The 24,141-nt window shown below is 47.9% G+C and carries 22 protein-coding genes and 3 tRNA genes; 15 read left to right on the top strand and 10 right to left on the bottom strand.

The window, feature by feature from the left end; all coding sequences use genetic code 11:
* Positions 1 to 121: 121 nt before the first annotated feature.
* Entirely contained in the window at positions 122 to 547 is a 426-nt protein-coding gene (locus tag H6F68_RS11400; RefSeq protein WP_190559087.1) for a sensor histidine kinase KdpD, read from the top strand.
* 16 nt (positions 548 to 563) lie between these two features.
* Here the strand turns inward: H6F68_RS11400 and H6F68_RS11395 are convergent, their stop codons facing one another.
* Positions 564 to 3,587, bottom strand: coding sequence for an NACHT domain-containing NTPase (locus H6F68_RS11395; protein WP_199300042.1), 3,024 nt, complete (start codon positions 3,585 to 3,587; stop codon positions 564 to 566).
* Positions 3,588 to 3,784: 197 nt separating this feature from the next.
* On the opposite strand from H6F68_RS11395, the gene H6F68_RS11390 reads away from it, so the two are divergent.
* A complete protein-coding gene (locus H6F68_RS11390; protein ID WP_190559084.1) occupies positions 3,785 to 4,120 on the top strand; it encodes an ankyrin repeat domain-containing protein in 336 nt (111 codons plus the stop codon).
* A gap of 289 nt (positions 4,121 to 4,409) precedes the next feature.
* On the opposite strand, the gene H6F68_RS11385 is transcribed toward H6F68_RS11390, so the two are convergent.
* Together H6F68_RS11385 and H6F68_RS11380 are read right to left on the bottom strand one after the other, a co-directional pair.
* Positions 4,410 to 4,643: a DUF2283 domain-containing protein gene (locus H6F68_RS11385; RefSeq protein WP_190440212.1), complete on the bottom strand. Its 234-nt coding sequence runs from the start codon at positions 4,641 to 4,643 to the stop codon at positions 4,410 to 4,412.
* Entirely contained in the window at positions 4,628 to 4,954 is a 327-nt protein-coding gene (locus H6F68_RS11380) for a hypothetical protein (protein WP_190559082.1), read from the bottom strand. The genes H6F68_RS11385 and H6F68_RS11380 overlap by 16 nt, the downstream gene beginning before the upstream one ends.
* Positions 4,955 to 5,360: 406 nt before the next feature.
* On the opposite strand from H6F68_RS11380, the gene H6F68_RS11375 reads away from it, so the two are divergent.
* The 7 genes from H6F68_RS11375 to H6F68_RS11345 all read left to right on the top strand — a co-directional run bounded on the left by H6F68_RS11375 (position 5,361) and on the right by H6F68_RS11345 (position 12,826).
* Positions 5,361 to 5,488, top strand: a tRNA-OTHER gene (locus H6F68_RS11375).
* A 16-nt stretch (positions 5,489 to 5,504) separates the two neighbouring features.
* Positions 5,505 to 5,632: transfer RNA gene (locus tag H6F68_RS11370), tRNA-OTHER, on the top strand.
* Positions 5,633 to 5,656: 24 nt separating this feature from the next.
* A tRNA-OTHER gene (locus tag H6F68_RS11365) sits at positions 5,657 to 5,779 on the top strand.
* Positions 5,780 to 5,819: 40 nt separating this feature from the next.
* On the top strand, positions 5,820 to 7,424 hold the full coding sequence (locus tag H6F68_RS11360) for a TROVE domain-containing protein (RefSeq protein ID WP_190559081.1): 1,605 nt from the start codon (positions 5,820 to 5,822) through the stop codon (positions 7,422 to 7,424).
* A 204-nt stretch (positions 7,425 to 7,628) separates the two neighbouring features.
* A complete protein-coding gene (locus H6F68_RS11355; protein ID WP_190559079.1) occupies positions 7,629 to 10,901 on the top strand; it encodes a DEAD/DEAH box helicase in 3,273 nt (1,090 codons plus the stop codon).
* Between the two features lie 8 nt (positions 10,902 to 10,909).
* Positions 10,910 to 11,749 (top strand): SWIM zinc finger family protein, encoded by an 840-nt coding sequence (locus tag H6F68_RS11350; RefSeq protein WP_190559077.1) that lies wholly within the window; start codon positions 10,910 to 10,912, stop codon positions 11,747 to 11,749.
* An 84-nt stretch (positions 11,750 to 11,833) separates the two neighbouring features.
* On the top strand, positions 11,834 to 12,826 hold the full coding sequence (locus H6F68_RS11345; RefSeq protein WP_190559075.1) for an isopenicillin N synthase family oxygenase: 993 nt from the start codon (positions 11,834 to 11,836) through the stop codon (positions 12,824 to 12,826).
* On the opposite strand, the gene H6F68_RS11340 is transcribed toward H6F68_RS11345, so the two are convergent.
* The 3 genes from H6F68_RS11340 to H6F68_RS11330 all read right to left on the bottom strand — a co-directional run bounded on the left by H6F68_RS11340 (position 12,794) and on the right by H6F68_RS11330 (position 14,903).
* Positions 12,794 to 13,228 carry a DUF1634 domain-containing protein gene (locus H6F68_RS11340; protein ID WP_190559073.1) on the bottom strand — a complete coding sequence of 145 codons (435 nt, stop codon included), beginning with the start codon at positions 13,226 to 13,228 and terminating at the stop codon, positions 12,794 to 12,796. The genes H6F68_RS11345 and H6F68_RS11340 overlap by 33 nt on opposite strands.
* Positions 13,229 to 14,032: a sulfite exporter TauE/SafE family protein gene (locus tag H6F68_RS11335; protein WP_242065455.1), complete on the bottom strand. Its 804-nt coding sequence runs from the start codon at positions 14,030 to 14,032 to the stop codon at positions 13,229 to 13,231.
* A gap of 190 nt (positions 14,033 to 14,222) precedes the next feature.
* Positions 14,223 to 14,903 carry a DUF1003 domain-containing protein gene (locus H6F68_RS11330; protein ID WP_190559069.1) on the bottom strand — a complete coding sequence of 227 codons (681 nt, stop codon included), beginning with the start codon at positions 14,901 to 14,903 and terminating at the stop codon, positions 14,223 to 14,225.
* 485 nt (positions 14,904 to 15,388) lie between these two features.
* Here H6F68_RS11330 and H6F68_RS11325 point away from each other — a divergent pair, with 485 nt between their 5' ends.
* From H6F68_RS11325 to H6F68_RS11310, 4 genes are all read left to right on the top strand, one after another.
* Positions 15,389 to 16,009: a hypothetical protein gene (locus H6F68_RS11325; RefSeq protein WP_190559067.1), complete on the top strand. Its 621-nt coding sequence runs from the start codon at positions 15,389 to 15,391 to the stop codon at positions 16,007 to 16,009.
* Between the two features lie 58 nt (positions 16,010 to 16,067).
* The gene (locus tag H6F68_RS11320) at positions 16,068 to 16,772 is read left to right on the top strand and encodes a TerC family protein (RefSeq protein ID WP_190559065.1); all 705 of its coding nucleotides are present in this window, start codon (positions 16,068 to 16,070) and stop codon (positions 16,770 to 16,772) included.
* Positions 16,773 to 16,904: 132 nt separating this feature from the next.
* Positions 16,905 to 17,222 (top strand): hypothetical protein, encoded by a 318-nt coding sequence (locus H6F68_RS11315; RefSeq protein ID WP_190559063.1) that lies wholly within the window; start codon positions 16,905 to 16,907, stop codon positions 17,220 to 17,222.
* Between the two features lie 47 nt (positions 17,223 to 17,269).
* A complete protein-coding gene (locus tag H6F68_RS11310; protein WP_190559061.1) occupies positions 17,270 to 17,878 on the top strand; it encodes a hypothetical protein in 609 nt (202 codons plus the stop codon).
* 108 nt (positions 17,879 to 17,986) lie between these two features.
* On the opposite strand, the gene H6F68_RS11305 is transcribed toward H6F68_RS11310, so the two are convergent.
* Positions 17,987 to 19,336, bottom strand: a complete 1,350-nt coding sequence (locus H6F68_RS11305) for an FAD-dependent oxidoreductase (protein WP_190559059.1) — start codon at positions 19,334 to 19,336, stop codon at positions 17,987 to 17,989.
* 188 nt (positions 19,337 to 19,524) lie between these two features.
* Here H6F68_RS11305 and H6F68_RS11300 point away from each other — a divergent pair, with 188 nt between their 5' ends.
* Both H6F68_RS11300 and H6F68_RS11295 read left to right on the top strand, forming a co-directional pair.
* A complete protein-coding gene (locus H6F68_RS11300; protein ID WP_190440249.1) occupies positions 19,525 to 19,710 on the top strand; it encodes a hypothetical protein in 186 nt (61 codons plus the stop codon).
* Between the two features lie 349 nt (positions 19,711 to 20,059).
* Positions 20,060 to 20,302, top strand: coding sequence for a hypothetical protein (locus H6F68_RS11295; RefSeq protein ID WP_190559057.1), 243 nt, complete (start codon positions 20,060 to 20,062; stop codon positions 20,300 to 20,302).
* 72 nt (positions 20,303 to 20,374) lie between these two features.
* On the opposite strand, the gene H6F68_RS11290 is transcribed toward H6F68_RS11295, so the two are convergent.
* From H6F68_RS11290 to H6F68_RS11280, 3 genes are read right to left on the bottom strand one after another with little or no spacing between them, the layout of a single operon-like run.
* Positions 20,375 to 22,558, bottom strand: coding sequence for an ATP-binding protein (locus H6F68_RS11290; protein WP_190559055.1), 2,184 nt, complete (start codon positions 22,556 to 22,558; stop codon positions 20,375 to 20,377).
* Between the two features lie 58 nt (positions 22,559 to 22,616).
* Positions 22,617 to 22,937 carry an MSMEG_0570 family nitrogen starvation response protein gene (locus H6F68_RS11285; protein ID WP_190559053.1) on the bottom strand — a complete coding sequence of 107 codons (321 nt, stop codon included), beginning with the start codon at positions 22,935 to 22,937 and terminating at the stop codon, positions 22,617 to 22,619.
* Positions 22,930 to 24,141, bottom strand: a complete 1,212-nt coding sequence (locus H6F68_RS11280; RefSeq protein ID WP_190559051.1) for an MSMEG_0565 family glycosyltransferase — start codon at positions 24,139 to 24,141, stop codon at positions 22,930 to 22,932. Before H6F68_RS11280 ends, H6F68_RS11285 begins: the two co-directional genes overlap by 8 nt.

The following is a 24,141-nucleotide window of genomic DNA, read 5'->3' as shown; positions in this document are numbered from 1 at the left end:
CGAGCAAGTGGTAGATTAGCTCTTGGGCGTGGGCAAGAATATCCATTGTTCTTGCAGAGTATTGGTTTCACGCCCCTTCTTCTCACCTTTCAAGCCTTGGTGCAAGATGTGAGTTATCCCAGTGATCGAGCCTTTCACAGACCGAATTTGCCAGCAACAACAATGCCTACAAATTGCGATCCCACCTCAACTCCCCCCATTAGAAACCGATTTTTCTTACCTAGAACGGATACTGAGCGAACTGCTCAACAATGCTTACAAATACACTCCTCCCCAGGGAAGCATCACCATCTCAGCCCAGGCGACAGCGACAAACTTAGAATTGCAAGTGAGCAACTCAGGAATAGAAGTTCCTGAGAAAGAACTCAACTACATCTTTGACAAGTTTTACCGCATTGCTAGTAATGATCCTTGGAAACACAGTGGCACAGGACTAGGACTAGCCTTAGTCAAGAAGCGAGTAGAACAAATTCAAGGCACTATTGAGGTAGCTAAGAAGAACGATGCGATCGCCTTTACACTACATCTTCCTTGGTGCGTCGCCTAGAATTTAGCCTCCAGTCTTACTTCAGATGCCAAGCCGTATAAAAAGCGGCATAAGGTAATTGTTGGGCGCAATACCAAAGCAGCTTGTAACACTCCTGGGCTTGAGAAGAAGGCTTTTCGTTGGGTTTGTCTTGGGGCAGGTCTGTCTTAGTTGCAGAGCCAAAACCTCTCAAAGTAGAAACAATCATTGGTAACTGTTCTTGCAGGAGAATCTCTCTCAAGTTCTCACCAATGCGGCGATAGAGAGTCGTAGAGCGTTGAGATTGCAACAGTTGCAGCAATATCTCAACTGCTTGAGGGTGTCCTGGCTGGAGATGCCCCAATTGACAAGCCAACCGTCGCTGGGTAGAAGCATCCGCCGCTGCTGCCAAACGCTGTTCCAAAGACGCGATCGCTTGGGCTGGATCTCTTTGCACTTGGGATTTAGTCTTGCGCTGTGGCTTGGGGAATGGTGCAGGTTTTCGATGCGCTTGGATGAACTGGGTAGCGATCGCATTCCCTGGATCTAACTGCAATAAATTCTCTGCTGCTTGCAGACATAAAACCTCCTCTGGAGCTGACTTGATCAGGTTGAGTAAAGTGGTGATGGCGATCGCATTGCCTGGATCAAGTTTGCCGAGGGCGTAGGCAGCTTTCCGCCGCAGCGTGTTTTGTTGGGTCGTGGCAATGAGTTCTATTAGGGTCGCGATCGCCAAAGCATTGCCAGGGTCAACTCTGCCTAAACTCTCACTAACTTGCAGCCGCAACGGTTCACTCTGTAGCGTTTGGAGGAGCTGTGTCATTGCTGCGATCGCCACTACATTCCCCTGATCAAACGTTTTACCCAAACTATAAGCCGCATTCCAGCAGGCAAAGAAATTGGAGGTAGATTGAATAAATTGTTCTAAAGCTACGATCGCTTGGGTGCGATCGCTTTGCAGCAATGCCACTCTCGCTCCCTCTTGTGCTGGAAATGGGTAGCGGTGCCAATGCTCCTGAGAGTCGAACTCACCAAACCGCCATCGCAGCAACTGAGCAAAGATAGATGCTGCGTTAGGATATTCGGGAAACTCTGCCAAACCTGCGGCTGCGAGGAAATAAGCTTGATAGTGATAGAACCCGCCACAGCTATCCTCCCATGCTGTGAGGGCTTGCAGAAAAGCGGTCTTCTCTGTAACAGGTATATCGGAGCGTCCTAACCACAGCAAGATCACTTCTCGCCACTGGGAGGCAAAGACGAGCGGAGATGCTTCTAGATCTACCGTTAAGTTGGCAGCAGTTGCAGGGAGAAAGCAACGCCAATCAGCGATCGCTTGCGCGGCAAAATATTCCTGAAACGTCGGGTGGTAAAAGGCGTAGACCTTCTCTCCAGATGCAGTAGAGATCCCCACCTGATTCAGCCAGCCCAAATTGAGAGCCAGCTCTAGCAGTTCCAGGGACTGTTCTCTAAAGACCTGCTGGACAAAAGATTGCGACAACCGAAACTTAGTCTTTGCTTGAGCCAATCCCTGCAAAGCCAGATGCCCCAAGGCTTGATTCAGTTGCCAGCGTTGAGCCAAAGTCGTGGGAAAGCGATCTTGCTTCCACTCGTAGATAGTCTCGACAAACTGTTGGTATAGCGCGGCTTTCGAGTTGGGCAGAGTCCCTTGGCTGAGTGACCAAGCTCGACAGAGCAAGGCCAGTCGCAACGGATTTTTTACTACATCCTTAATCCGTCTCCGCTCCAGCTTATCGAGTTCTGCCTGCAAGCGATCGCCCAATGTGGGGTGTTGATGAAACCAACGCTCAATAAATTGTCCTACCTGATCTGCACTGGCAGCATCTCCATGACTAAACGTGAGATTACGATAGGTGGTAAAGGTTTCTAGCGCGTTTTTGCCACTATCCCAAACGTTGAGGCGACAGGTGAGAATCACATGGGCATCGGCAACCCAACCCCGCAATTGCTTCGCGATCGTACTCAAAGCAGAACTCGCCTCCGTTGCCATCTCATCCACTGCATCCAGTAACAGCCAAACCCGTCCTTGATTAAACTGCGCTCCTAAGGCTTCTTGTAGCTCTGTTGAAACCGTGACTTTGCGAGTTGCTGCTTTCAACCAATCTTGTAGTAGATACTGCTCTAGGCTAGCTCCCTGCAAATCTGCCAAAGAGATCCAAATCGGCAACGCTCGCTGGTCTAGCAACCAACTGGCGAGTTTTTGCAGCAATGTGGTTTTGCCTGCTCCTGGTTCTCCGGCGATCGCAATCCGCTTTGCCGATCCAGGCTGCTGCAACTGTTCTAGAAATTGCTCTAGAGCAAATTGAGCTGTATCTCCCTCCTCCGCCTCATAGAGTTTCGAGCCTTGATCCACCCTCACTTCTGTATCTCGCCGCTCATGTTGTTTACGCTCCACTAACCCTAGTGGCACATAGACTTCATCTAACTCAAACGCAACACCATCTCCCATCGTCAACGGATTGGTTGTGAGTCGTTGATACTGCTGCGCCTCTAAAACATCTTGGCACCACTGCCACCACATATCTGTTTCGGACTCATCACCATTTGCCTCTATAACTGCGACTTCTGCATCCTGAGTTGTGCTTTTCTGGGTAGACTGCTTCGACTTCTGAGACCGTCGCTGCTCCCACTCCTGCTCAAATCGCTCTAAGTTGGCTTTGCGATCGCGCCGAGGATGCCAGAGCTTCAAGGTGAAATGCCAAGTTTCCGACCCACCCCGATTCGGGCGATTATCCTCTAGTAGTTCCAGAAAATCCTCCAGCCGTCGCAATGCTTCCTTAATCTGTTCTCCGGTTAAAGGAGGAACCACAATCCGGGTTAAAGCCTCCAAAAACCGCACTTTCGTCCGCACCACCAACCGCTGTTCCGTCTGCCAATGCGCCTGAATCTGCGATCGCAACCCATCCAAAGCCACGTCATCACAGTCCAACTCATCATTGGCATAATCCAACAACACCGCCAACAACTGCTGCGATCGCTTCTTCACTTCCGGGCCATAACTCAGGCGTGCCATTGGTAGAACAACCAGCGCTGAAAAGTGGTTTTGTAGACTGCGTTGCAGCATAGTCTACACTTCTAATAATCTCTTCTCTATTTTTTCACCTGTTGGGGTGTAACTGAAGCTGAGCGTAAAAAGGTCAAAGAGTCTCAGCTCAAGAACGTTTCTACTACAATTGTTTGCGAGTAGGCCAATACCAAGATTTACAACTATACAGGTGAAGTATTTTACTAGGGCAGAGGTGTTGCATTGGGGTTTGCAGCATGTTTAATCATGAAGAAGATCTACCACTTTTCTTTAGTCTAATCCGAGCAGGAGAGGTGGAAAGAGCAAAAGAACTAATTGCTATTGGACATAATGTAAATGCTGCCTTTGAAGATGGAAGGACACCACTTATATCAGCGGCCCATCATGGACATTTTGAAATTGTCAAACTGTTAGTTGAGGCAGGTGCAGATGTTAATGCTGTTGATGCAGAGCAAAATTCACCGCTCTTCTCTGCTGCATATCGTGGCTTTCAAAACATAGTTCAATACTTGACTCCAATAACCGATCTGAAACTACAGGAAACTGTTCAACAGCAGTTGGAAGAAATCTAACTACTTGGACCAGCGCTTAGAGTAGGCATTGCCGAAATGTATATGAATGCATGAAGTGCGATCGCCCTAGCTCCCCATCTTCAACCAACCAAAAACTTGATTCACTGTTAAGGTCAGCTCAATCCCTAGTAACACAGGCAAAAGGTAAGGGGTTAAGGCGTTACCGCAACCATGTTCTAGCATCCTCTACAGATGTGTTCTGAGTTTAGCAAAGAGAACAGTGAGCGATCGCAATGATTCAATCTTCAACGGGATATGACAACATCAATTTGTTAAGATTCTGCAATTACTAGCTCGCAAGCCGTAAATCAGCGATTATAGGTAATTCAAACAAATTATTACTGAGCAAGCGTTTTGAGAAAAATAAAATTTCTAAATTCTCAATCTCACCAGACGTTGGATTCAATCGAGCAATGATTTCGTCACCAATCTCTTCAGATTCTTGATCGGAGTAAGGAGAGCATTTATCGATGTACAGGATATCTCCTGCACGATCATATCGAAAGGTTAGCTTTTCTTCCATATCACCTGGCCTCCAGTCAGCTTACGAGCAGTATAAGCTGTCACAATCCAATATCTTGCTGAGCTTGTATCTGTAACAGTAACCACAATGAAGTATCTTCCTGTTCGGATCGTATCAAACCATTTGGAGAATAGTAGAGCATTTTCATCTCGTTCGCTCTGGCGGATCAGATCCGGATCTACAAGCGTGATGCTCAACTGCTCCAAATACTCAGGTAATGTGCCTGGATGTGTCTGAATAATATGCTGCTCTCTTTCGTCCGTTAATTCAATGTCTGTTCCTAAATAAGAACAAGGGAAAAATCGAGTCATGGCTATTATTAGCTTCTAGAAAGCCCAGTCCCAGTGTATGGGGTTGAGTTGATAGTGCGATCGCCCTAGTAGGTTGAGTTGTAGCGCACCACTTAGCCAGGGTCAATATTGACAGGATACCTTGCAATTGCTTTGTAGCATGGGTAGCGCAAGCATTCATCTTAGGACGGTACGTTGCAACGTACCCTACGATTTTTGGAAATCAACCGCAAAACCTAGGGGAGTCCCCCAGGTGCAATTATTCCCATAGTATTCAAACCTTTGCTACAGAAGCGTTTTGCCTGTTGCTCGATTGATTCGCTTGAGGGAAGGTGTCTCGCCTATTCTGGATTCATCCAAGACAGAGAGGCAGCAAAAACGATGAATTCACGACGAAATTAAACCAAACGCTCCAATAACTTTGCATGTGGCGGCTAGCTCAACAGTAGAGCACCAACTTTGCCCTTACGGGCCGCAGATTTAGGGTTATCGCTTGAAAATCGACACCCCCTTAATCGCCGGAGATGCGGGTGCAACCCCCGCGCCGCTACACCAAACTCTAAGCCTACATGTGGCGGGTAGCTAAGTGGTAAAGCAGCGTGAGTATGTCCTTGTTCACAACCTTGTCCGTAAGGGCCGACGAATGAGGGTTATCGTTGAACACGCGGTCGCAGGTTCGATTCCTGCCCCACCACACCAAACTCAAAATTTCTCTATTTACACTGGCAGGTCGCTTAATAGTAAGGCACCACTTTTTGCCCTCACGGGCCGCAGATTTAGGGTTATCGCTGTAGACGAAGTCCCCCTTAATCGCCGGAGATGCGGGTGCGATTCCCGTCCTGTCAATTTTCCAATTTGCCCAATCGGGCCGGAGGTGTAGAAGACTATGAACTACAAATTTTTTGCTCAAAACAAAACTCGTACTCCTCAAACTCAACCCATTCCTGGACGCGAAAAGGAAATGATCCAGGGGCGCTCTGGGGGGTACATGTTCAAAGCGGGGTTGTGGCAGAATCTGCGACGTTGCTTGCTGATTGGTACCGCCCAGAGCACTTATTACGCCGGGAAACAAGAACTGACGAACGAGTTTGCCAATGTCTTAGGGCAAGCGATCGCAGAGAATCCGGAGCGAGTTGCGGCTGAGATTGTCTATGCCTCGGATGGTCGTGCCATCAATAACAGTGCGCCGATCTTTGCCCTGGTGTTGCTCTCGATGGGGGAGGCACCAGAAGCGAAACATGCATTCCAAAAAATCTTTCCCAAAGTGGTGCGCACAGCTAGCCATTTCTATGAGTGGTTGAGCTACACCAAGTCAGTGCGGGGATTCGGCAAAATTGTCCGAGCAGCGGGTCAACGTTGGTTAACCCGAGAGAACGTCAAAGAATTGGCCTATCAACTGCTGAAATATCAACAGCGCCAAGGATTCTCGCATCGAGATGCGCTGCGTCTATTCCACGTTAAGCCCTCAACTGAAGAACATAACCAGTTGTTTCAATGGGTGACTCAAGGTTGGGAGAACTTGCCTAAAACAGCTCCCTCCGAGGCTCTGTCACAAATTTGGTGGTACGAGTGGCTGAAGCGGCACCCAGAGCAAGCTCATGAGGCGATCGCGAAAGGCCGCTTAACTCACGAAATGGCTGCACCTGTCGGCAAAATGGACAAGCAGGCTTGGCAGCTCTTGTTTAATGACATGCCAATTGGAGCCATGTTGCGGAATCTAGGTTCCTTGACAGAGTTGGGGGTTCTTCGTTCTGATCACCGCAAAAATCTAGACAAAGTGGAGAAAGTTCTCAACAGTCGCGATCATCTCCGTAAAGGTCGTATCCATCCCATTGATGTTCTCAAAGCGCTGAAAACTTACCAGTCAGGCGGTAAGTTAGGCCGCAGCCAGAAAACATGGGAACCGATCCCTCGCATTGTAGACATTTTGGAAAAGGCGTTAGAACTCTCCTTTGATGTGCTGCAACCGACTGGAAAAGTCTTTCTCCATGCGATCGATGTTTCTGGCTCTATGTCTTACTACAGCGTCAGTTCCATCGGCTTAACCTGTTGTGAAATTGCCACCACAATGGCACTCGCCACGGCTAAAGCTGAGAAGAACTATGTGATTCGAGGTTTTGCAGAGAACTTTCGAGACCTCAATATCTCGGCTCAAGATTCCTTCAGTTCTGCGATCGCCAAAGCCAATAACCAAAACTTTGGTGGCACCGATGCCTCGGTCGCTTACGACTGGATGATCAAGCACAAGTTCAAAGCAGATGTCGTTTGCTTCTGGACCGATTGCGAAAGCTGGGCGGGACGGCGACATCCTAGCCAAGCGCTAGCAGAATATCGCCGCAAGGTGAATCCTAACGTAAAGGCGGTGTATATCACCTTGGCTCCCTACCAAATCTCCCTAGTTGATCCCCAAGATCCACTTTCCTGGGATATGGCAGGCTTTGATCCCGGCGCTCCTCGCCTGATTCAGATGCTAGCAACAGGTGAATTGTAGATGGAGACTTAACCCACAGCCCCTTTCCTACTAGGGAAGGGAAGCTAGATTCATAGCCCCTCTCCGACGCGGAGAGGGGTTTGGGGAGAGGTCGGTAAGAATGTAGCAAACCCCCAAAGCTAATTTTTTGATCTAAGCAACACCAATTAGAACAATCTGATTTAATGGAGGCAGATCAAGTTAAGGGTGTTGAGAGTAGCTGCGATGCATATTCTTCATGGCACTTGGATTCCAGAAGAGACAGCGAGCTTTGTCCAGAGTGGCGGATTTTATCTATGGATCGAAACCACAGAAACACTGCGACGACGTAAAACAGCTCCACTTCTCCACCTGAATCATTTGCCACAAGAGAAGCTAGCTGCATTTCTCACCGAATCTCTGGGTATCAAGCCTGCTGCCTATCAAACACTTGAAACCGCGATCGCGCCTAAATATTTCTTGCTGCCCACTGTAGGAGATCAACCTTGTCCTTCTCCAGAGCTGGCTCGTTGCTTGGAACTGGAACCACCAGAGCAATGGCAATGGCAGTACTGGCAAGTAGATTGCTACCGTCCCACAGCCTATGTCAAAACTGGCGCCTACAACCGCGCCTCGGTCACGAATGTGATTAAGCTGCTGAATGAGCTGCATTTCATCGCCTTACACAATCTAGCGGAGATTCAGTTAGGTGCGGATCTCCTGTTTTGGTATCACTACACTCAATTCTTTAAGCAAATTATTCTGCACGATCAATATATTCCAGCGCTGAAGTATCGATCGCTAGCTCCGACAGAGCCGCCTACTAAAAGCAAGCGTAAAACTGCATCCCAAGCTGTCAATAAGACCTCCAAAACAGCAAAAAGTAAGGGCCAAACCACAACCAAAACAACACCCGAAGAATTTGAAATTTATCAGGGTTGGGAAATACTTTCAGCCCGATATGAAGCGGAATTAGAACGCTATGTAGAACTCATGCCGCTGGTTTGTGTTGCGGGTCGTTCAGAGCCACAAGAGCCACCGCAACTCTACGACAAGATGACCTTGCTGCGTCATTTTTCGGAGGTGTTGCTCGCAGAAATTGTCACTCATACTCCCACTTCCACGGCCTTTGAAAAACAGATTAACGATACCCTGCTGTGGAGTTGCCTACACCCCGGACATCCCTGGCAGCATCTGGAAGGGCTAACCCAATATCAACAGTGGAAAACTTGGCGCGATCGCATTGGTCGCAGCCAAAGTGATCTCCCTTTTTATTTATGTTTTCAGCTCCAGTCTCCTGCCAAGTCAGAGGACGCTTGGACGCTGGAGTTTCAAGTGGCATCGCGGCAAGATCCCTCTGTCCAGATCCCCTTACAGGATTACTGGCGACTCCGCACCAAGCGCCACAAGGCTTTAATGCAACAGTTTGGCGAAAACTTTGAGCAACATTTACTGATTCATCTCGGTTATGCTGCTCGGATCTATCCGCAACTTTGGGCTGGTCTAGAAACCGATCAACCCGTTGGTATCTCTCTGGCGATCGCGGAAGCCTCTGCCTTTTTGCAAGAATCAGCTTGGGTCTTAGAAGCAGCAGGATATAAGGTTAGAGTGCCTGCTTGGTGGACCCCCCAGGGTTGGCGACGTACTAAGCTGCGGATGAAAGCGCGCGGTCGCACGTTGGGCGGAGATGACAAAAGCAAAAGCTACTTCTCCTTCGAAACGCTGGTAGATTATCGCTACGAGCTATCCATTGATGGCAAGCCCGTGAGCGAGCAAGAATGGCAAGAATTGGTCAATGCGAAAGCCTCCTTGGTGCAATTTCGGGGGCAGTGGATGCAGCTTGACCAAGACAAGATGCAGCAAATGTTGGAGTTTTGGAAAAAACATCAGCACGAGCAGCCAGAACTGAGTTTGCTCGATTTCATGAGATTGTCTGGAGGCAGTGAAGATGGGATTGAACTAGAGGTCGATCACGACGAAACCTTGGCAGAGATGCTGAGCAGGTTGAATGATAAAAGCCATTTAGAGATATTGCCTGATCCTAAAACACTTCAAGGAACCCTACGTACTTACCAAAAACGCGGATTAGCTTGGCTGCACTATCTTGAAACGCTAGGACTTAACGGTTGCCTCGCCGATGATATGGGCATGGGCAAGTCGATACAGGTGATTGCTCGTTTGGTGCAGGAGCGGGAACAAACGCCCAAAAAGTCTAAAAAATCGGCATCAATTCCACCCACCTTACTAATTGCGCCGACTTCAGTCGTGGGTAACTGGCAAAAGGAGATCGAGAAATTTGCACCCCACCTCCGATCCCTCATCCATCATGGTAGCGATCGCCGCCAGAAAAAAGAAGAGTTTCAATCAGCGATCGCCAACTGTGATGTGGTGATCACTTCCTATACCCTGGTGCGCAAAGATGCCGCTTTGCTCTCAGAAGTAGAATGGCGGCGGATTGTGATCGATGAAGCCCAAAACATCAAAAATCCTAAGGCGGCTCAAACCAAAGCAATTTACAAACTGCCAGCGCAATATCGTCTTGCACTCACAGGCACTCCGGTCGAAAATCGCTTGCTCGACCTGTGGTCGATTTTTAACTTCCTCAATCCTGGTTATTTAGGCAAAGAGTCGCAGTTCCGCCAATCCTTTGAGATTCCGATTCAAAAAAACAATGATGTCGTGCGCTCAGCCACGCTGAAAAAGCTGGTCGAACCCTTCATTCTACGTCGTGTCAAAACCGACCCTTCAATTATTCAAGATCTCCCTGACAAGCTAGAGCAAAAACTCTACTGCAACCTTACCAGGGAACAAGCCTCTCTCTACGAAGCCACGGTGAAAGATGTGGAGAAGCAACTGCAAGCGGCAGAAGGCATTCAGCGCAAGGGCTTGATTCTTGCCACCCTGATGAAACTGAAGCAGATTTGTAACCATCCTATGCAGTTTTTGCAAGACGGCAGCGATTTCACGCCAGAGCGATCGCATAAGCTGGAGCGCCTCACAGAGATGACCCAAGAAGCGATCGCAGAAGGAGAAAGCCTCTTGATATTTACGCAATTTGCAGAGATTGGCGAAGCTCTAGAGAAATACCTGAAACATACTCTTCGCTGCAATACCTACTATCTCCACGGTGGCACCCCTCGTCCCAAACGCGAACAGATGATTGCCGAGTTCCAAGACCCCAATACTGAACCCTCGGTCTTTGTGCTGTCTCTCAAAGCAGGAGGAGTTGGCATTACCTTAACTAAAGCCAATCACGTGTTTCATTTCGATCGCTGGTGGAATCCAGCGGTAGAAGACCAAGCCACCGATCGCGCTTTCCGGATTGGGCAAAAGAAGAATGTTTTTGTGCATAAATTTGTGGCGATCGGCACCTTGGAAGAACGCATTGACCAGATGATTGAAGATAAAAAGAAACTGGTGGGCGCGATCGTGGGGGCCGATGAATCTTGGCTGACGGAACTCGACAATGAAGCCTTTAAGCAACTCATTTCTTTGAATCGCAGCGCTGTTCTGGACTAGAGGTAGCCATGAAAAAACTTGTAAAAACCTGGTGGGGCAATCGATTTATTCAAGCCTTAGAAGCATTCAGCGATCCTGCTCGCTTGAGCCGGGGGCGCTCCTATGCCAACAGCAATCGCATCCGCGAACTCGATATTATTGATTCCGTGATTCACGCGAAAGTGCGAGGCAACATCAATCCCTATTTTGGCGTTTACAAAGAACCGACTTATACCATTGAGATTGTCATCCATCCCATTAGTCAGGCTCAATGGGCGGCAGCGATCGCTTACATTGCCTCTAAAGCCAGTTTCATCTCAAAACTGCTGCTGAATGAGATGCCAGATAACATCGAGGATGCCTTTCAAACCTTAGGATTGCATCTATTACCAAAATCAAAACTAGATTTTGAAACGCACTGCTCCTGTCCCGATTGGGGTAATCCTTGCAAGCATGTAGCTGGGGTTTATTATCGCGTTGCCAAAGATCTCGATCGCGATCCCTTTCTCCTGTTTGAGTTACGAGGGCTACCCAGAAAACAACTCCATGCAGAGCTAGCCAAATCACCTTTAGGCCAAGCCCTGATTGCAGAACTGAACGCCGAAATGAGTGCACCTTCCCCTGTGACCTCCTACTACACTCGACCTCAACTCACGGCGTTGCCACAGGAGATCAATCCTAAAACTTTTTGGCAGGGAGAGAAACCATTTCCTAAAACTGTTGAAGTACTGCCGCCTAGCACCGTTTCAGGCATTTTGGTCAAAAAGCAGGGAGACTTTCCTGCCTTTTGGCAAAAGGACCACTCGTTTATTGCAACGATTGATGAACTATACGATCGCGTTAAAACAAAAAATCACGACTTGCTATAATCTTAGCGATTGTGGAGCCTGTCCTAGCCCCTAGTGCTCCTGCATCCTTTCGCTTGCCTTAGTCCATCAGTCCCCAGCAGGTCTATGAAAGCAATCCCCCACCTTCCTTTACTCTCTGATTCCTCCGCTGCTCAGACAGAGTTTGCTTATCAACTCTTTGATGCGCTTTTTAGGGTGGGTGTGGCCTATGTTCCTGTATTACCCGCAATGCAGGATGATGTTTTATTCAACAACTTGCGAGACTTTTTTGCCCTCAGCGATTTACAGAAGCGATCGCTAGCTCAACAGTTATCATCTCCCTGGCAAGGTGTGTTTCTCCCTCTGGGACAGGAACAACTCAGCGATGCCAATGAAGACTACAAAGAAGTGTTAGATCTCAATCTTGAGAATGGCACTTATGCTCAATGGCTCCAGCGTTGGGGAAAGCAGTCCTATGTGGATTCAAGCACTCTAGAAGGGATTCTTCCTTACCAAGAGGAATTGGCTAGGCTAACAACCCAACTTTATGACATCTTTCATGCCTTTCAGGAACAGGCTAATCGAGTTTTAGCGGCCCTTGAGATAGTCTATCAGCAGCCTCCAAATAGTTTGGTGAAGCAGCATGGACAGAACAGTACCCTACGGCTCCTACATTACCCTCCTGCCCCTCACTTTACCCTCGGCTCGGTTCGCCTGGGAGCCCACCAAGACTACTCTGGAATTACTCTGCTTTGGCAAGATTCCACCGGAGGTCTAGAAGTTCTCACCCCCAACTATGAATGGGTCGCTGTAGATATTCCGCCTGGTTGCATTGGAGTGCTTGCTAGTGAAGTGATGCAACGCTGGAGCGGAGATACGATCCATGCGGCTCCCCATCGGGTTCGGGTTATGGATGCTCAGCAACTTCAGAAGACTAGATACGCAATCGCCTTCTTTTGTGAAACCAATCATGATTGTGTGGTCTACCCAGGTTCATTAATCAGCGAGCCGAGTTTAGCAGACACGCCCATCGCGATCCAGGAATTCCTCGATCGCAAGTATGACCAAATTCAGAATCAGGCAGCTTCAAACGTAAGCTCCGATAAAGCTGTAAATTAATCCTGTGAGCACCAGTAAGGTGATTACGGTATAAGTCAAGTCTCGCCAGCGCAAAAAAGTCACCAACGACAAAATTACACGGGCGATCGGCGTGGCAATTAGAATCAGAAGACCAAGCTGAATCAGCCCCCGTGCCCGACCCGCTAGCACTGCTGCTACTATCCCCGCAGGAGAACGGAAGATATCTGGTTCTCCTCGAAAAACGTGATAATCAACAGGTTCTGCACCATGACGGATCAAATACCAAATGCCGCCGATGCAAACGATCGCGCTGGCTGTTAATACTCCATAACTGAGCAGGTAACTAATCCATTGCCCCAGTTTTTGCTCACGAGCCGCAAAGATAAGATTGCACTCTATAGCGCTTGAGTTTGGTTGTGTCTCTGAATTCAGTTCGCGCATCTAAATCCCTCCCGCCAAGCTGTTGTAGACCATTCTCAAGGCCATGACAACGAGCACGAGGCTAAACAGAATCCTCAAAATTTGCGTCTTAGCACCAATCAACACTTTTGCGCCTAAAAAAGCACCCGGCAGCACACCTAACATCACTGGCATTGATAACCCTGGATCGATGTAGCCCCTCGCCAAATACACACCTGCTGAGGCGGCTGCGGTCACTCCGATCATGAAGTTGCTGGTAGTAGTAGAAACCTTAAATGGCAGTCGCATCGCTTGATCCATCGCCAACACCTTCAGCGCGCCTGAGCCAATGCCCAGTAGTCCCGAAAGCACTCCTGCCACAAACATGACCCCAAATCCTGTTGGCACTGCTGCGGCTTGATAAGCCATTAAGCCGTCTGGGGTCGGACAGGTGCCACTGAGCCTGAGCTGAACGACTAGCGGATCAACGGCTTCACTCGCAACATACTCGGAGCGTGGCTGTTGAGCGAGATAAGCAGAGTAGAGGAGCACCACTGCCAGCACCACAGTTAAGGCTTTAATAGAAACCCAAGTTGCTAAAAAAGCTCCTGCGATCGCGCCAATGGTCGTAGCAACCTCTAGAAACATGCCTAAGCGTAAATTGGCAAAGCCTTGTCGGATATAGGTTGAGGCCGCACCAGAGGACGTGGCAATCACGGAAACTAGGGAAGCACCGATCGCATAACGAATGTCCACCCCGAACACTGAAGTGAGTAAAGGGACAATGACTACGCCGCCTCCCAAGCCCGTCAGTGAGCCTAAAAAACCAGCAATTAACGATCCCAACCAAACCAGTAACGAAAACTCTAGAATGCTCAACCGTTCTATCCCCGCTTTTGGGACATTGTGCCTAATTTGATTCTAAATAGGCTGTAGCGTCTGTTCCAAAAGCGCAACAGTTTTATGCAACAGTTGTCATAAATTATCGGTAGTACATGTAATGAAGCGATCGCCTTTATTACAAGTCTGATTCAACTTATTCAATAGAATTAACATTAAAAGGGAAGTAGACAGAATAGTTATTGCTCTTGGGGGACTGCTCGTCGCCCACCTTGATCTCTTGCAATTGCTGCTGAGCAATGGGTAGAATGCTGACCTTGAGTTCGTTCAGCGATCGCTGCTGTTGCAATACAGGTAGCACGGTCGCTTTCATTTCATTCAGGCTATGCTGTTGTTCTTTCACAATTAAAGTCAATTCTTTCAATTGTTGCGCTTGTAGAGTATCTATTTTTTCATGTAGCAATCCAATGTCATATCCTGCTTTTAAGTTGACTTGGCGGTCATATTCAGATTTCTCTCGCTCCGCATCTGACTGACGGTTCTGACTCATCAACACAATTGGGGCGGTGTAGGCTGAGGCAAAGGAGAACACCAAATTGAGCAAGATAAACGGTTGTTCATCCCAATGGGGCACTCCAGGCATCAAGTTGAAGGTTACCCAGCCTGTGAGTACCGTCGTTTGTCCAATCAGAAATCCCCAAGACCCCACTTTGGCAGCCAGTTTATCAGCAATTCGTTGGCCTGTAGTCAGCTTTTGCGGTTGGGAGCGTTGTTGCTCAATCTCTTGTAAAGCTGTGTATGTTTTTTTCTGTCTCAACTCAATTACTTTATTTTCTTTAGCTGTGGTTGCCTGTTGGGTGGAGTGTTGTGCTCTCATAATTGACCTATTGAAGAGTTAGGTGAGTTCTGTATGAACTGTTGGTATGGGCTGCAGTTCAGCTTGTTATCAACATAAAGCCAGTCCAGAAATAAAAGCAAATGCTCTTTTTTCTTAAAACGATAAATTTAAGTAATGCTAGACAAAAAGACGGCTAAGGGTGAAAGATGTCCATCCTGGAAAGCAAGTGTAGCTGTGTTTGTAGATATCAATCACTTCAAGTTATCTTCTCAACAAAAAAGAATGTTTGCTTTTATGGAACAGGCTTCCTAGAGTGAGACTATGTTTTTCGCAGCCAGTCTTCACTGAACTCTATCAAGAGCAATCAACCTAGTAGGGATAGCAGGTAACGTAAATTCCCTCTCTAAGTTGCAGCGAGTCGCAGTCATGCCACCCCCAGCGATCGCCTCACAGATCGCCTCACTCAAGCTTGGTATTTCCCCATCCCAGCCTTAGAAATTTTCAGACCAACCGGAGTAAAGCCCATGAAATTATTCAAAGTCGTTCTTGTCGCCTTAGTACTGCTAGTCAATTTGGTCATTGCTCCTGCTTCCTGGGCAGACCGACCCAAACTGACCAATACCCCTGAATACACAGAAGTAACCCAGGCGATCGATAGTCTCCTGCAAGTTAAAAGTGCACCCAACCGATCGGGCTTAGCTCCCGACGAGATTGAGCAACAACTCGGTGAGTTGAAACTGCAAAAGTATATCCTTGAAACTGCAACGGAGTGGGCGCAATGCCGCAATAACACAGGTAAGACTTTGGCAGTCTATGCTCACAAAGCCAAGAAAGCAGCTCAACCCAGCACCCTCTACTATCTAGGGAGTGGCAAGATTACAGATGATGACTGGAATTGCGATGGTGTCTACTTACCCAGTGGGGCTCTAATCGCAAATCGAGATCAACCCTTGGCTGAACCTCTGGCGCTCAAAGTTACCCCTGGCACTCAACTCATTGCCAAGAATGATCCTGAAACAGGTGTGCTGGAATTCAATGTCAATCCCGCGCAAGTGTTCCGGGCTGGTGAAACAAATTGGTCAATTCCTAACCTATCTCAAGCCAACATTGACGCTAAAGTACCCAATGCCCCAATCGAAGACTAACCTGATTTTCCCTCGGCATTTGGGAAAAGTAGCTGATGTAGGTAGTTAGGAAACAGGCATGTTAGAGCAAGTGACAAATACTGTAGGGATGGCTTTCTCCCCCAACACGTTGGGAGTTTTATTGGCCCTGGTTGCTTTAGAAACGGTTCTCTCTGCTGATAATGCAGTCGCCTTAGCGGCTCTAGTCCAGCCGCTACCCGATCCTAAACATCAGCAGCAAGCCTTAAATTGGGGCCTGGCAGGTGCCTTCATCCTACGGATCGCTTTGCTCTTTACTGCCACCTGGGTCATTCGCTTCTGGCAGATAGAATTAGCGGGGGCGCTTTATTTACTGTGGTTAGTTGGCAAACATTTCTGGACAAAGTTTTCCATCAGCTCAGCCTTCAATCACCCCAGTACTGAACCACCAGTATCCGGTTCGCTTTGGCAGCTAATCGCCTTAATTGCTTTAACGGATTTAGCGTTCTCCCTAGATAGCGTTACAACTGCGATCGCTATCTCTGATAACACCTGGATTGTCCTCACAGGTTGCATTATTGGTATCCTGACTCTCCGCTTTTTAGCAGGCTTGTTCGTGCAATGGCTAGAACGCTTTACCTACCTCCAGGATGCGGCTTACCTAACTGTTTTAGGAGTAGGATTGCGGCTGCTATGTAAAGCATTGCAACCCGATTCAGTACCGCCTGAATGGATTGTATTGACCATGATTGTCGTACTGTTTACCTGGGGATTTTCTAAGCGTACAGCCTCGCTAGAAACCTAGGAACGATAGTAAAACGATAGTAACTGCTGATGCTGATTAGAAAACATATCCTGATCAGCGCAGAACCAGAAAAGTGATAACAAGTGGGTGCAGGCGCAGATCGTTTAACAAACTCAGGGATAGAACTAGATTATGTCTCGCCCTCGAATTCAAATTCTTCCTCACTTGGCCCATGCAGAACTAGTGCGTCGTCAAGAGGAATGCCAAGACCCCAAAACCAAAAACTACTGGCTCACCATTCAACTTTTGAGTCAACCGCATATACCAATGACAGTAGAACAAGTTGCCGAAATTCTCGGCTTTTCTACCGATTGGGTGCGTAAACTAGCAGGTCGATATAATCGGCTGGGACCCGTCCGTTTCGTAGATAGTCATCAACGGCGGGACAAAATCTACAAGACCACTTGGCAGAGTTCTGAGCATACGTTAGAGACGTTATTCAGCACATAATCGCCATAGTTTCAGCATCAACCAAATTTGTGAATAGGAGATCTCGTATGAAATTGGTAAAAATTATTCTGGTTTTGCTCGTATTTCTAGTCAACCTGGCGATCGCTCCCGCTTCCTGGGCCGATAAACCAAAGGTCAGCAAAAATCATGACTATGTAGAGATGACCAGAACTCTCAATCGCTTGTTTGCAGAAAGAGATGCTCAAGGCAATTCTCCTGAGCTGAAGCAACAAATTGACGAGTTACAACTACAGAAAGCGGCGATCGAATCTGGCATTACTTGGGGTCAGTGCCGCAATGCAACTGGGCAGACTTTAGCGATTTATGGCCCCGCAGGTGAGGAATCTAAGTCTGGCAGCAACGCCCTTTACTTCCTGGCAGATGGTGAAACAACCCCAGAAGGATGGGATTGCAACGGCGTTTACCTCCCCAATGATGCCCAAGCCGCAGGAATTCCATCTAGCCCCGCTGTGTTTAAGATTTTGGACGGCACTCGGTTAGTAGCAAAAACCAACCCTGACACTTCCGAAATCGTCTTTAACGTTCCAGCAGTTCAGGATTCTCCAGCTAAGGATCTATCCATTCCTAACGTATCTCAAACATTCATCAACTCACGAATTCCTAGCCCACTAGCTGCTGGTGAAATCGATGACTAACATTATTGATCTGCCGAGACTCTAAGCGAATCAGCATGATCAAAAGAGAGATGAAGGAGCAAGAAAATTTCTTTCATCCTTCATCCCTCATCTCATCTTTTCAACAACTCAGCTCTGGGCCATTGAGATCGATTCTGCCTCAAACCACGAGCGATCGAAGTTACAACCTAGATGTTGTTGAATTCGCAATAGATCTTGTTCCGCGTTGCCTAAGCAAGTAGTAGCTCCGGGAGAAGGCGTGATATTAAAGCGAATCCCCTCTCCTGGATCAATCTCTGCTTGCCCTAGAATCAGCTTCCGTTGGGTGCGATCGATCAACTGAGGCCGAATCCCGCCAATGCCGTGAGCGAATTCTAGGTCTTCTAACTGCAATGAAGGAACGATTTTACGAGCATCTTGCAAGAACAAGCGACGGTTCACTAAAGGCACCTCGAAGGCCATGTTTTTGAAGATGTAGTTCCGGATGTCTTTCACCTTCAACAGATCGCCCAGCACACTCGCTACAGTGCCGTCTAGCTTCAAAACTTCCAAGTAGTCGATTAAGGTTTTGAGGTTGTTTCGTTCTAACAACGGTAGAGGCAACGCCGTAGGTCCAAAACGAGTCTTACCAGGCACCGTGATATCTGGATCACCGTGAATTGCTGCAAAGGGCAACTTATCATTCTGGACGGTGTAAACCTTGCCGTTCAAGATCTCCGGCGTGAAGTAGAAGTTGCCTGCGACTGGCAAACAAGAATATTCCAGCCCAATTCCCATGCGGTGAGCGAACAGCAGGCTGTGACCGCCTGCAGACACCACCACAAACCGCGCTGTTACAGTTCCTTCAGCGGTTGTGATTTGGTAATTAGACCCCACAGGTTCAATCGATTGGACTGGGTAACCCAACTTTAGGTCAACGGTTTTATCGGTTACTGCTTGAGCCTGCTCGACAAAGGACTGCGCTAAGGCTCCATAGTTAATGGCCGTGTATTCTCCCAAAATGGCGATCGCGACTAACTCTTCTGGGCGATCGCCGCCGTTCAGCCGCACCACATTTGGCTCAATTTCGGCAATCTGGGATTTTTCTAGCAGTTGCATCCCAGTGAAGTGGGGCTTAAATACTTCATATCGCTGCCGCAAAAACTCGCACTCTTGCGAGCCCACCCCCAAAACCATCTTGGGAAACTGGTAGATAATCTGGTCCCGCAGGGCTGGCGGCAACTGGCTACCATAGCGGACCAACATTTGAGCCGATCGCCGGACTTTAATTGCTTTTTCCAGCGTGTAGTTGGTCTCAATATCGCCGCAATGGATTGTCTGGCTATTATTTGTGGCTTTCGAGTTGACCGAGGCAACGCTAGGATACTTTTCTAACAGTGCCACACGCTTGAGATCGGTAAAGGTCGCCAAAGAGTAGAGCAAGGCTGCTCCTGCTACTCCGCCCCCTATTACCACAACGTCGTATACCTGATTGACCATCCCAGAGCCTGCTGAATCCCTAAACTTCTTCAGCGTATCGTATTCAGGGTCAGTTCAGGTAGCGTTGCTTCTAGACAAACCCTATTCCTTTAGGCTCCTGTCAAAGTTCTGAGATATAGCCAAAGTCAGAGGTAATTTCTGAGATTAGCAGTAAGTTAAGGAATAAGGGAAATTCAAGGATATTTGATATGGAAAATACAAAAAAGAATTTTGCTCCAGGTGCTAGTGAAGAACTGTCAACTGTTATTGATCATGGTCAAGACGGGTTAAATCCTAACAAAAGCCTTCCAGTAAAATTGACTTTCTGGCTTTCAATGGGAGCCTCGGCAATTGTTCTTCTGGCTACGCTTTATTACTATGGAGTTTTCTCCTAGTTAGCTGATACATAGTAGTCCTAAATGATTGATGAAGTTAGCGGGGTGCGCCTCTCACAACCTACTAGGATCGCTATAGTATTTCTGAGTTCATGGCAGTGCCTTTGCTTTGTCGAATCTTAGCGGTACTGCCATCGTTGTGTGTTGATGTAAATGTACCGCTTCATTACCATCCATTTCTGACACAGGTATTTAACCACAACCGTATCTAGATTACTTTTGGGCTTAGCACAGGGTTACTCACTGGGTAGAGAGAGCTAATAGCCATCACCCCTCATCGGTTAGAGGGAAGTAGCTCGTAAAAAGCTATCAAAGCAGTTCCTCAAAAATACTTAAAGGAGACAGGAGCATGAGTAATCATCACGATCAAAGTAGTGAGAAACAAAGTCAGCCCTCGAAGGAGAACGATCGCCCTCAGGAGGTCGAAACCTATGACGTGTTAAAGCTAGTCCGTCCAGGTGGCTTTGATGGAGACCCTCAAGAGATTTTAGGCAATCCAGCTGTTGCCCCTGAAATGATTCAGGAAGGTAGAGATCTTAGACCCGATTTGTTTAGAGAGCCAGCAGAAGCCAGTCCAGATGAGGGAGCTTAGGCCGAAGGCTGAGGCGATCGCATGGTTAAATCTGTATTCACAATTTTGTGCATATTGAGGACTGCTACACCATCAACACTTTCTAGGAATCTGAATCACAAACTCTGTGCCTTTTCCTAGTGTGGAGAAACATTCCAGCTTTCCACCATGTTTCTCTGTGATGATCTGGTAGCTAATCGACATCCCCATGCCTGTCCCCTTACCTACTGGCTTGGTTGTAAAGAATGGGTTGAAGATTTGCTGCTGCGTCTGTTGCGTCATTCCTTTCCCATTATCCGCGATCGCCACTTGGACCCACTGAGCATTTATTGCCGTTGTCCGAATAGTGATCTGGCTCGGATGGGCTTGCATCTCTTGGTAGGTACGTTTGTGGTTGTGCTCCTCTAGGGCATCAATGGCATTCACCAAGATGTTCATAAACACCTGATTCAGCTGACCTGCGTAGCACTCCACCAAGGGCAACTGATCGTAGTCTTTGATGACCTCAATCTCCGGTCGCTCTGGTCTGGCTTTGAGGCGGTGTTGCAGAATCATTAGGGTACTGTCAAGACCTTCATGGATATTGACAGGCTTAATCTCTGCTTCATCCATACGCGAGAAGTTGCGTAATGACAACACAATCTGCCGGATGCGATCGCTGCCGATTTTCATAGAAGCGAGCATTTTAGGCAGATCTTGCTGCAAAAATTCAAGGTCAATCTCTTCGGCTTCCGCTTGGATCTCGGAGACAGGTTGAGGATAGTGCTGCTCGTATAACTGCACAAAGCCTAAAAGGTCTTGAGTGTATTCCTGAACATGCACCAGATTGCCATGAATGAAGTTGATGGGATTGTTGATCTCATGAGCCAATCCCGCAACCAGTTGTCCCAGGCTCGACATTTTCTCACTTTGCACCACCTGAGCTTGAGTTCTTTGCAACTCACCTAGCGCCTCTTTAAGCTCGACCGTACGGGCTTCAACGCGGTGCTCTAGTTCGGTATTGCTCTGCTCCAGAGCGGCAAAGGAGTCGCGTAGTTGTCCTGCCATATGGTTGAAGGAGACCGCCAACGTGTTCAGCTCCTGAATGCCACTATCTCCTACCGTTTGGTTGAGGTTGCCTGCTGCCATATCTTCACTGGCACGGCTTAGCCGCAGAATAGGTCGGCTAATCCAACGAGAAGTAACCACGCTCAAAACTGAGGCGACAGCTAGGGCCACTAGACACAGTAAGATCGTGGTGCGGTTATTGGCATTAATTTGGGCCATAAACCCATCTTCTGGCACGCTAACCACCACAAGCCAATCCAGCCCATATTGATCACGCCAAGGAGTAAGCTGCACGTACTGTGGCTCTCCCTGAAAATCGAGTTTAATCTTCTGGGCTTTGGTAATGTTGCGAAAATCGCCGAACTGCTGTTGCAGTTGTTTGGTAATTCCCTGCACCACTGGATTGGGGCTATCGATCGCCTGCAAACGTTTGATTTCGTCCTTCAAAATCGCGAAAGGCTGCTCAGGTGCCGAATTAGCAATCAAGGTACCTTTGCGATCTAGGATGAAGATCTGGCCAGAATGACTGACATCTGAACTTCGTAAAAACTCACTGAGTTTCAGTAGATGAATATCTACAGCAACGATGCCCAGCAATTGATTTTGAGCGCTATAAATTGGTCTGCCCGCTGAAGCCACAATGTAGGGGTGGCCTGGATAGTTCCAAGTATAGACCCGAGACCAAATTGGTCTCTTCGCAGCGATCGGCTCGGTATACCAGGTTTCCTTGAGGCTATCCCAGTCGAATACCGTCATGACTTTGGTCCGATTGCCCTGGTTATCAGTGGCATAGGTGAAGAGATTATTGACAGATGCGGCGGTCCAATCGTCTACTGTGACGGTTTTGCCATCATAGCGGGCTGCCCCTGCCCCCTCACCTGTGGTCAACCCAATACCGATATAACTCAAGTCATAAGCCTGCATCTGCCGCCAAAAGTACTTAGCCACTGTTTCGCGATCGCCCACATCTAGCAACCCCATCTGGATCGCGTCAGCATTGATCTGAAGCACCTTATGGGGAACTGACAAGTAAGCATCCAAATGTTGATTCACCGAACGACTAGTGCGTTCCATTAACTGGTCTGCTAACTCATTGACCGCTTTCTGACCGTTCTTGAAGGACAGGTAGCCAACCAAAGCAACTGCTCCAAAAATTTGCAGCACAAAGGGAACAATTAGGACAAGCTGTAAAGGGAAAGCTTGAACTTGGCCAAAGCGATGCATCTTCATGGGTACAATTACGGTTCAATCTGGTGTCAAATTAAACACAGTATTCCCATCTAGGCTTTTAGAATATCGATTCGCTTGATTCAATGAACTGCACGAACCGTACCTTCAGCGGTGGTAGCTCCTTGTACTGCCCAGACTGGTACTGAGCAGACTTAGCTTCAATTTCTTGTAGTTGGCCCAATGCTAAACCGCAAGGTTTTCCATACTTGACCTGCACCCGATCGCTGGCAATTTTTAGGGCTGTACGCGATCGCGCTACAAAATCATCTAAGTCATAGTCTTGGTTGGGAGTGAAGTAGTCTTTGACGATAAAAGAGGGAGAATAACAAGTTTCCTGAGAACCATCGGGCCATTGAATTTGAAAACGAATTTCAGGCATAGGAAGCTAGAAGTTGTTTGTAGTGATGGAGGTGCATTTCAGCAGAGGCTGCCCAGGTATAGCGAGACAAAACTGATTGGCTGTGCTGCACCAAAGAGCGAGACAGGTCTGGCTGGACCATAGCTTGCATGGCTTGGGCGATCGCGGTAGGTGATTCGGGATCTACCAGGAGAGCTTGAGTTGGAGCAAGGAATTCGGTAAAAGGAGTTTGGTGGGAAGTTAGAACCGGGAGACCAGAGGCGATCGCTTCCAGTAACACCAAGCCCCACCCCTCTTTGACTGAAGGAAAGACAAAGGCATCAGCAGTTCGATACAGAGCGGGCAGATCAACATCGGCAATGACTCCTGGTAAAACTAGGGAATGCCCGATTTTGATTTTTAGGGTATTGGCGATCGCAAAAAACTTATCTCGGTAGGATTGGTAGTCAAATAAGGTGGCTCCGCCTGCAATCACTAACTGAGCGTTTGGATAATGCGATCGCACTCGAGCAAAGGCTTGTAGTAGTCGGATGGAGTTCTTGCGAGGTTCGATCCCACCCACGGTCAAATAAATGGGAGAACCATTCAAGCCCCATCGTTCTTTCAAATCTTGTTCTGTCTCATTGAGGACAGGAGTAAATTTGTCTAGGTTCACGCCATTGATAATCCGAGGAGCTTGAATCTGGTATTGCTGCTGGACGACAGTCTGCCAATAGTCACTGACACAAAAGCAGAGATTCGCGCCTCGAATCGAACGATCCTGGCACTGCTGTAGATAGGGACTGCTGTAGTCTTCAATATGATGTACAGTTCGGACAAAGTGGGGAATCTTTTGCTGTTGAACCAGCTTGGCTAGGGCATTGGCGCTGATGCAATCCTGAGCATGATAGCAGTCATAAGTTTGTTCAGAGTGACTTAAGTAGTTTACAAACTCCTGAATCCGCTGCTGGATCAAAGCATCCATGTCAGCTAGGGCAGATTGAGCGGGAACAAGTTGGTAATTGCAAGTTAAAGGATAGTCAAATCCTGTCCCATCTTTGTCCAGGGCATAAACACAGACCTCATTGCCTAGATGGTGCAGTGCTTCAGCTAACTCCAGCGTATGGATAACGCTGCCTCTGGGCTTGGTGGAGTAGGTGAGTAGAGCAATTTTGAAGTTGGCTGAGGGAGAAGTCTGCGAGAAGTTCGGCTCAGTTTGATCGGTAATGAGTGCAGAATAGCTCAT

The organism is Trichocoleus sp. FACHB-262, from assembly GCF_014696035.1.
Classification (GTDB): Bacteria; Cyanobacteriota; Cyanobacteriia; order FACHB-46; family FACHB-46; genus Trichocoleus.
This window is presented reverse-complemented; position numbering and strand designations above follow the sequence as displayed.

Excerpts from the sequence above, each read along its gene's own strand:
- H6F68_RS11395 (WP_199300042.1), bottom strand. The coding sequence starts at position 3,587 with ATGCTGCAACGCAGTCTACAAAACCACTTTTCAGCGCTGGTTGTTCTA.
- H6F68_RS11390 (WP_190559084.1), top strand. The coding sequence starts at position 3,785 with ATGTTTAATCATGAAGAAGATCTACCACTTTTCTTTAGTCTAATCCGA.
- H6F68_RS11385 (WP_190440212.1), bottom strand. The coding sequence starts at position 4,643 with ATGGAAGAAAAGCTAACCTTTCGATATGATCGTGCAGGAGATATCCTG.
- H6F68_RS11380 (WP_190559082.1), bottom strand. The coding sequence starts at position 4,954 with ATGACTCGATTTTTCCCTTGTTCTTATTTAGGAACAGACATTGAATTA.
- H6F68_RS11360 (WP_190559081.1), top strand. The coding sequence starts at position 5,820 with ATGAACTACAAATTTTTTGCTCAAAACAAAACTCGTACTCCTCAAACT.
- H6F68_RS11355 (WP_190559079.1), top strand. The coding sequence starts at position 7,629 with ATGCATATTCTTCATGGCACTTGGATTCCAGAAGAGACAGCGAGCTTT.
- H6F68_RS11350 (WP_190559077.1), top strand. The coding sequence starts at position 10,910 with ATGAAAAAACTTGTAAAAACCTGGTGGGGCAATCGATTTATTCAAGCC.
- H6F68_RS11345 (WP_190559075.1), top strand. The coding sequence starts at position 11,834 with ATGAAAGCAATCCCCCACCTTCCTTTACTCTCTGATTCCTCCGCTGCT.
- H6F68_RS11340 (WP_190559073.1), bottom strand. The coding sequence starts at position 13,228 with ATGCGCGAACTGAATTCAGAGACACAACCAAACTCAAGCGCTATAGAG.
- H6F68_RS11330 (WP_190559069.1), bottom strand. The coding sequence starts at position 14,903 with ATGAGAGCACAACACTCCACCCAACAGGCAACCACAGCTAAAGAAAAT.
- H6F68_RS11325 (WP_190559067.1), top strand. The coding sequence starts at position 15,389 with ATGAAATTATTCAAAGTCGTTCTTGTCGCCTTAGTACTGCTAGTCAAT.
- H6F68_RS11320 (WP_190559065.1), top strand. The coding sequence starts at position 16,068 with ATGTTAGAGCAAGTGACAAATACTGTAGGGATGGCTTTCTCCCCCAAC.
- H6F68_RS11315 (WP_190559063.1), top strand. The coding sequence starts at position 16,905 with ATGTCTCGCCCTCGAATTCAAATTCTTCCTCACTTGGCCCATGCAGAA.
- H6F68_RS11310 (WP_190559061.1), top strand. The coding sequence starts at position 17,270 with ATGAAATTGGTAAAAATTATTCTGGTTTTGCTCGTATTTCTAGTCAAC.
- H6F68_RS11305 (WP_190559059.1), bottom strand. The coding sequence starts at position 19,336 with ATGGTCAATCAGGTATACGACGTTGTGGTAATAGGGGGCGGAGTAGCA.
- H6F68_RS11300 (WP_190440249.1), top strand. The coding sequence starts at position 19,525 with ATGGAAAATACAAAAAAGAATTTTGCTCCAGGTGCTAGTGAAGAACTG.
- H6F68_RS11295 (WP_190559057.1), top strand. The coding sequence starts at position 20,060 with ATGAGTAATCATCACGATCAAAGTAGTGAGAAACAAAGTCAGCCCTCG.
- H6F68_RS11290 (WP_190559055.1), bottom strand. The coding sequence starts at position 22,558 with ATGAAGATGCATCGCTTTGGCCAAGTTCAAGCTTTCCCTTTACAGCTT.
- H6F68_RS11285 (WP_190559053.1), bottom strand. The coding sequence starts at position 22,937 with ATGCCTGAAATTCGTTTTCAAATTCAATGGCCCGATGGTTCTCAGGAA.
- H6F68_RS11280 (WP_190559051.1), bottom strand. The coding sequence starts at position 24,141 with ATGAGCTATTCTGCACTCATTACCGATCAAACTGAGCCGAACTTCTCG.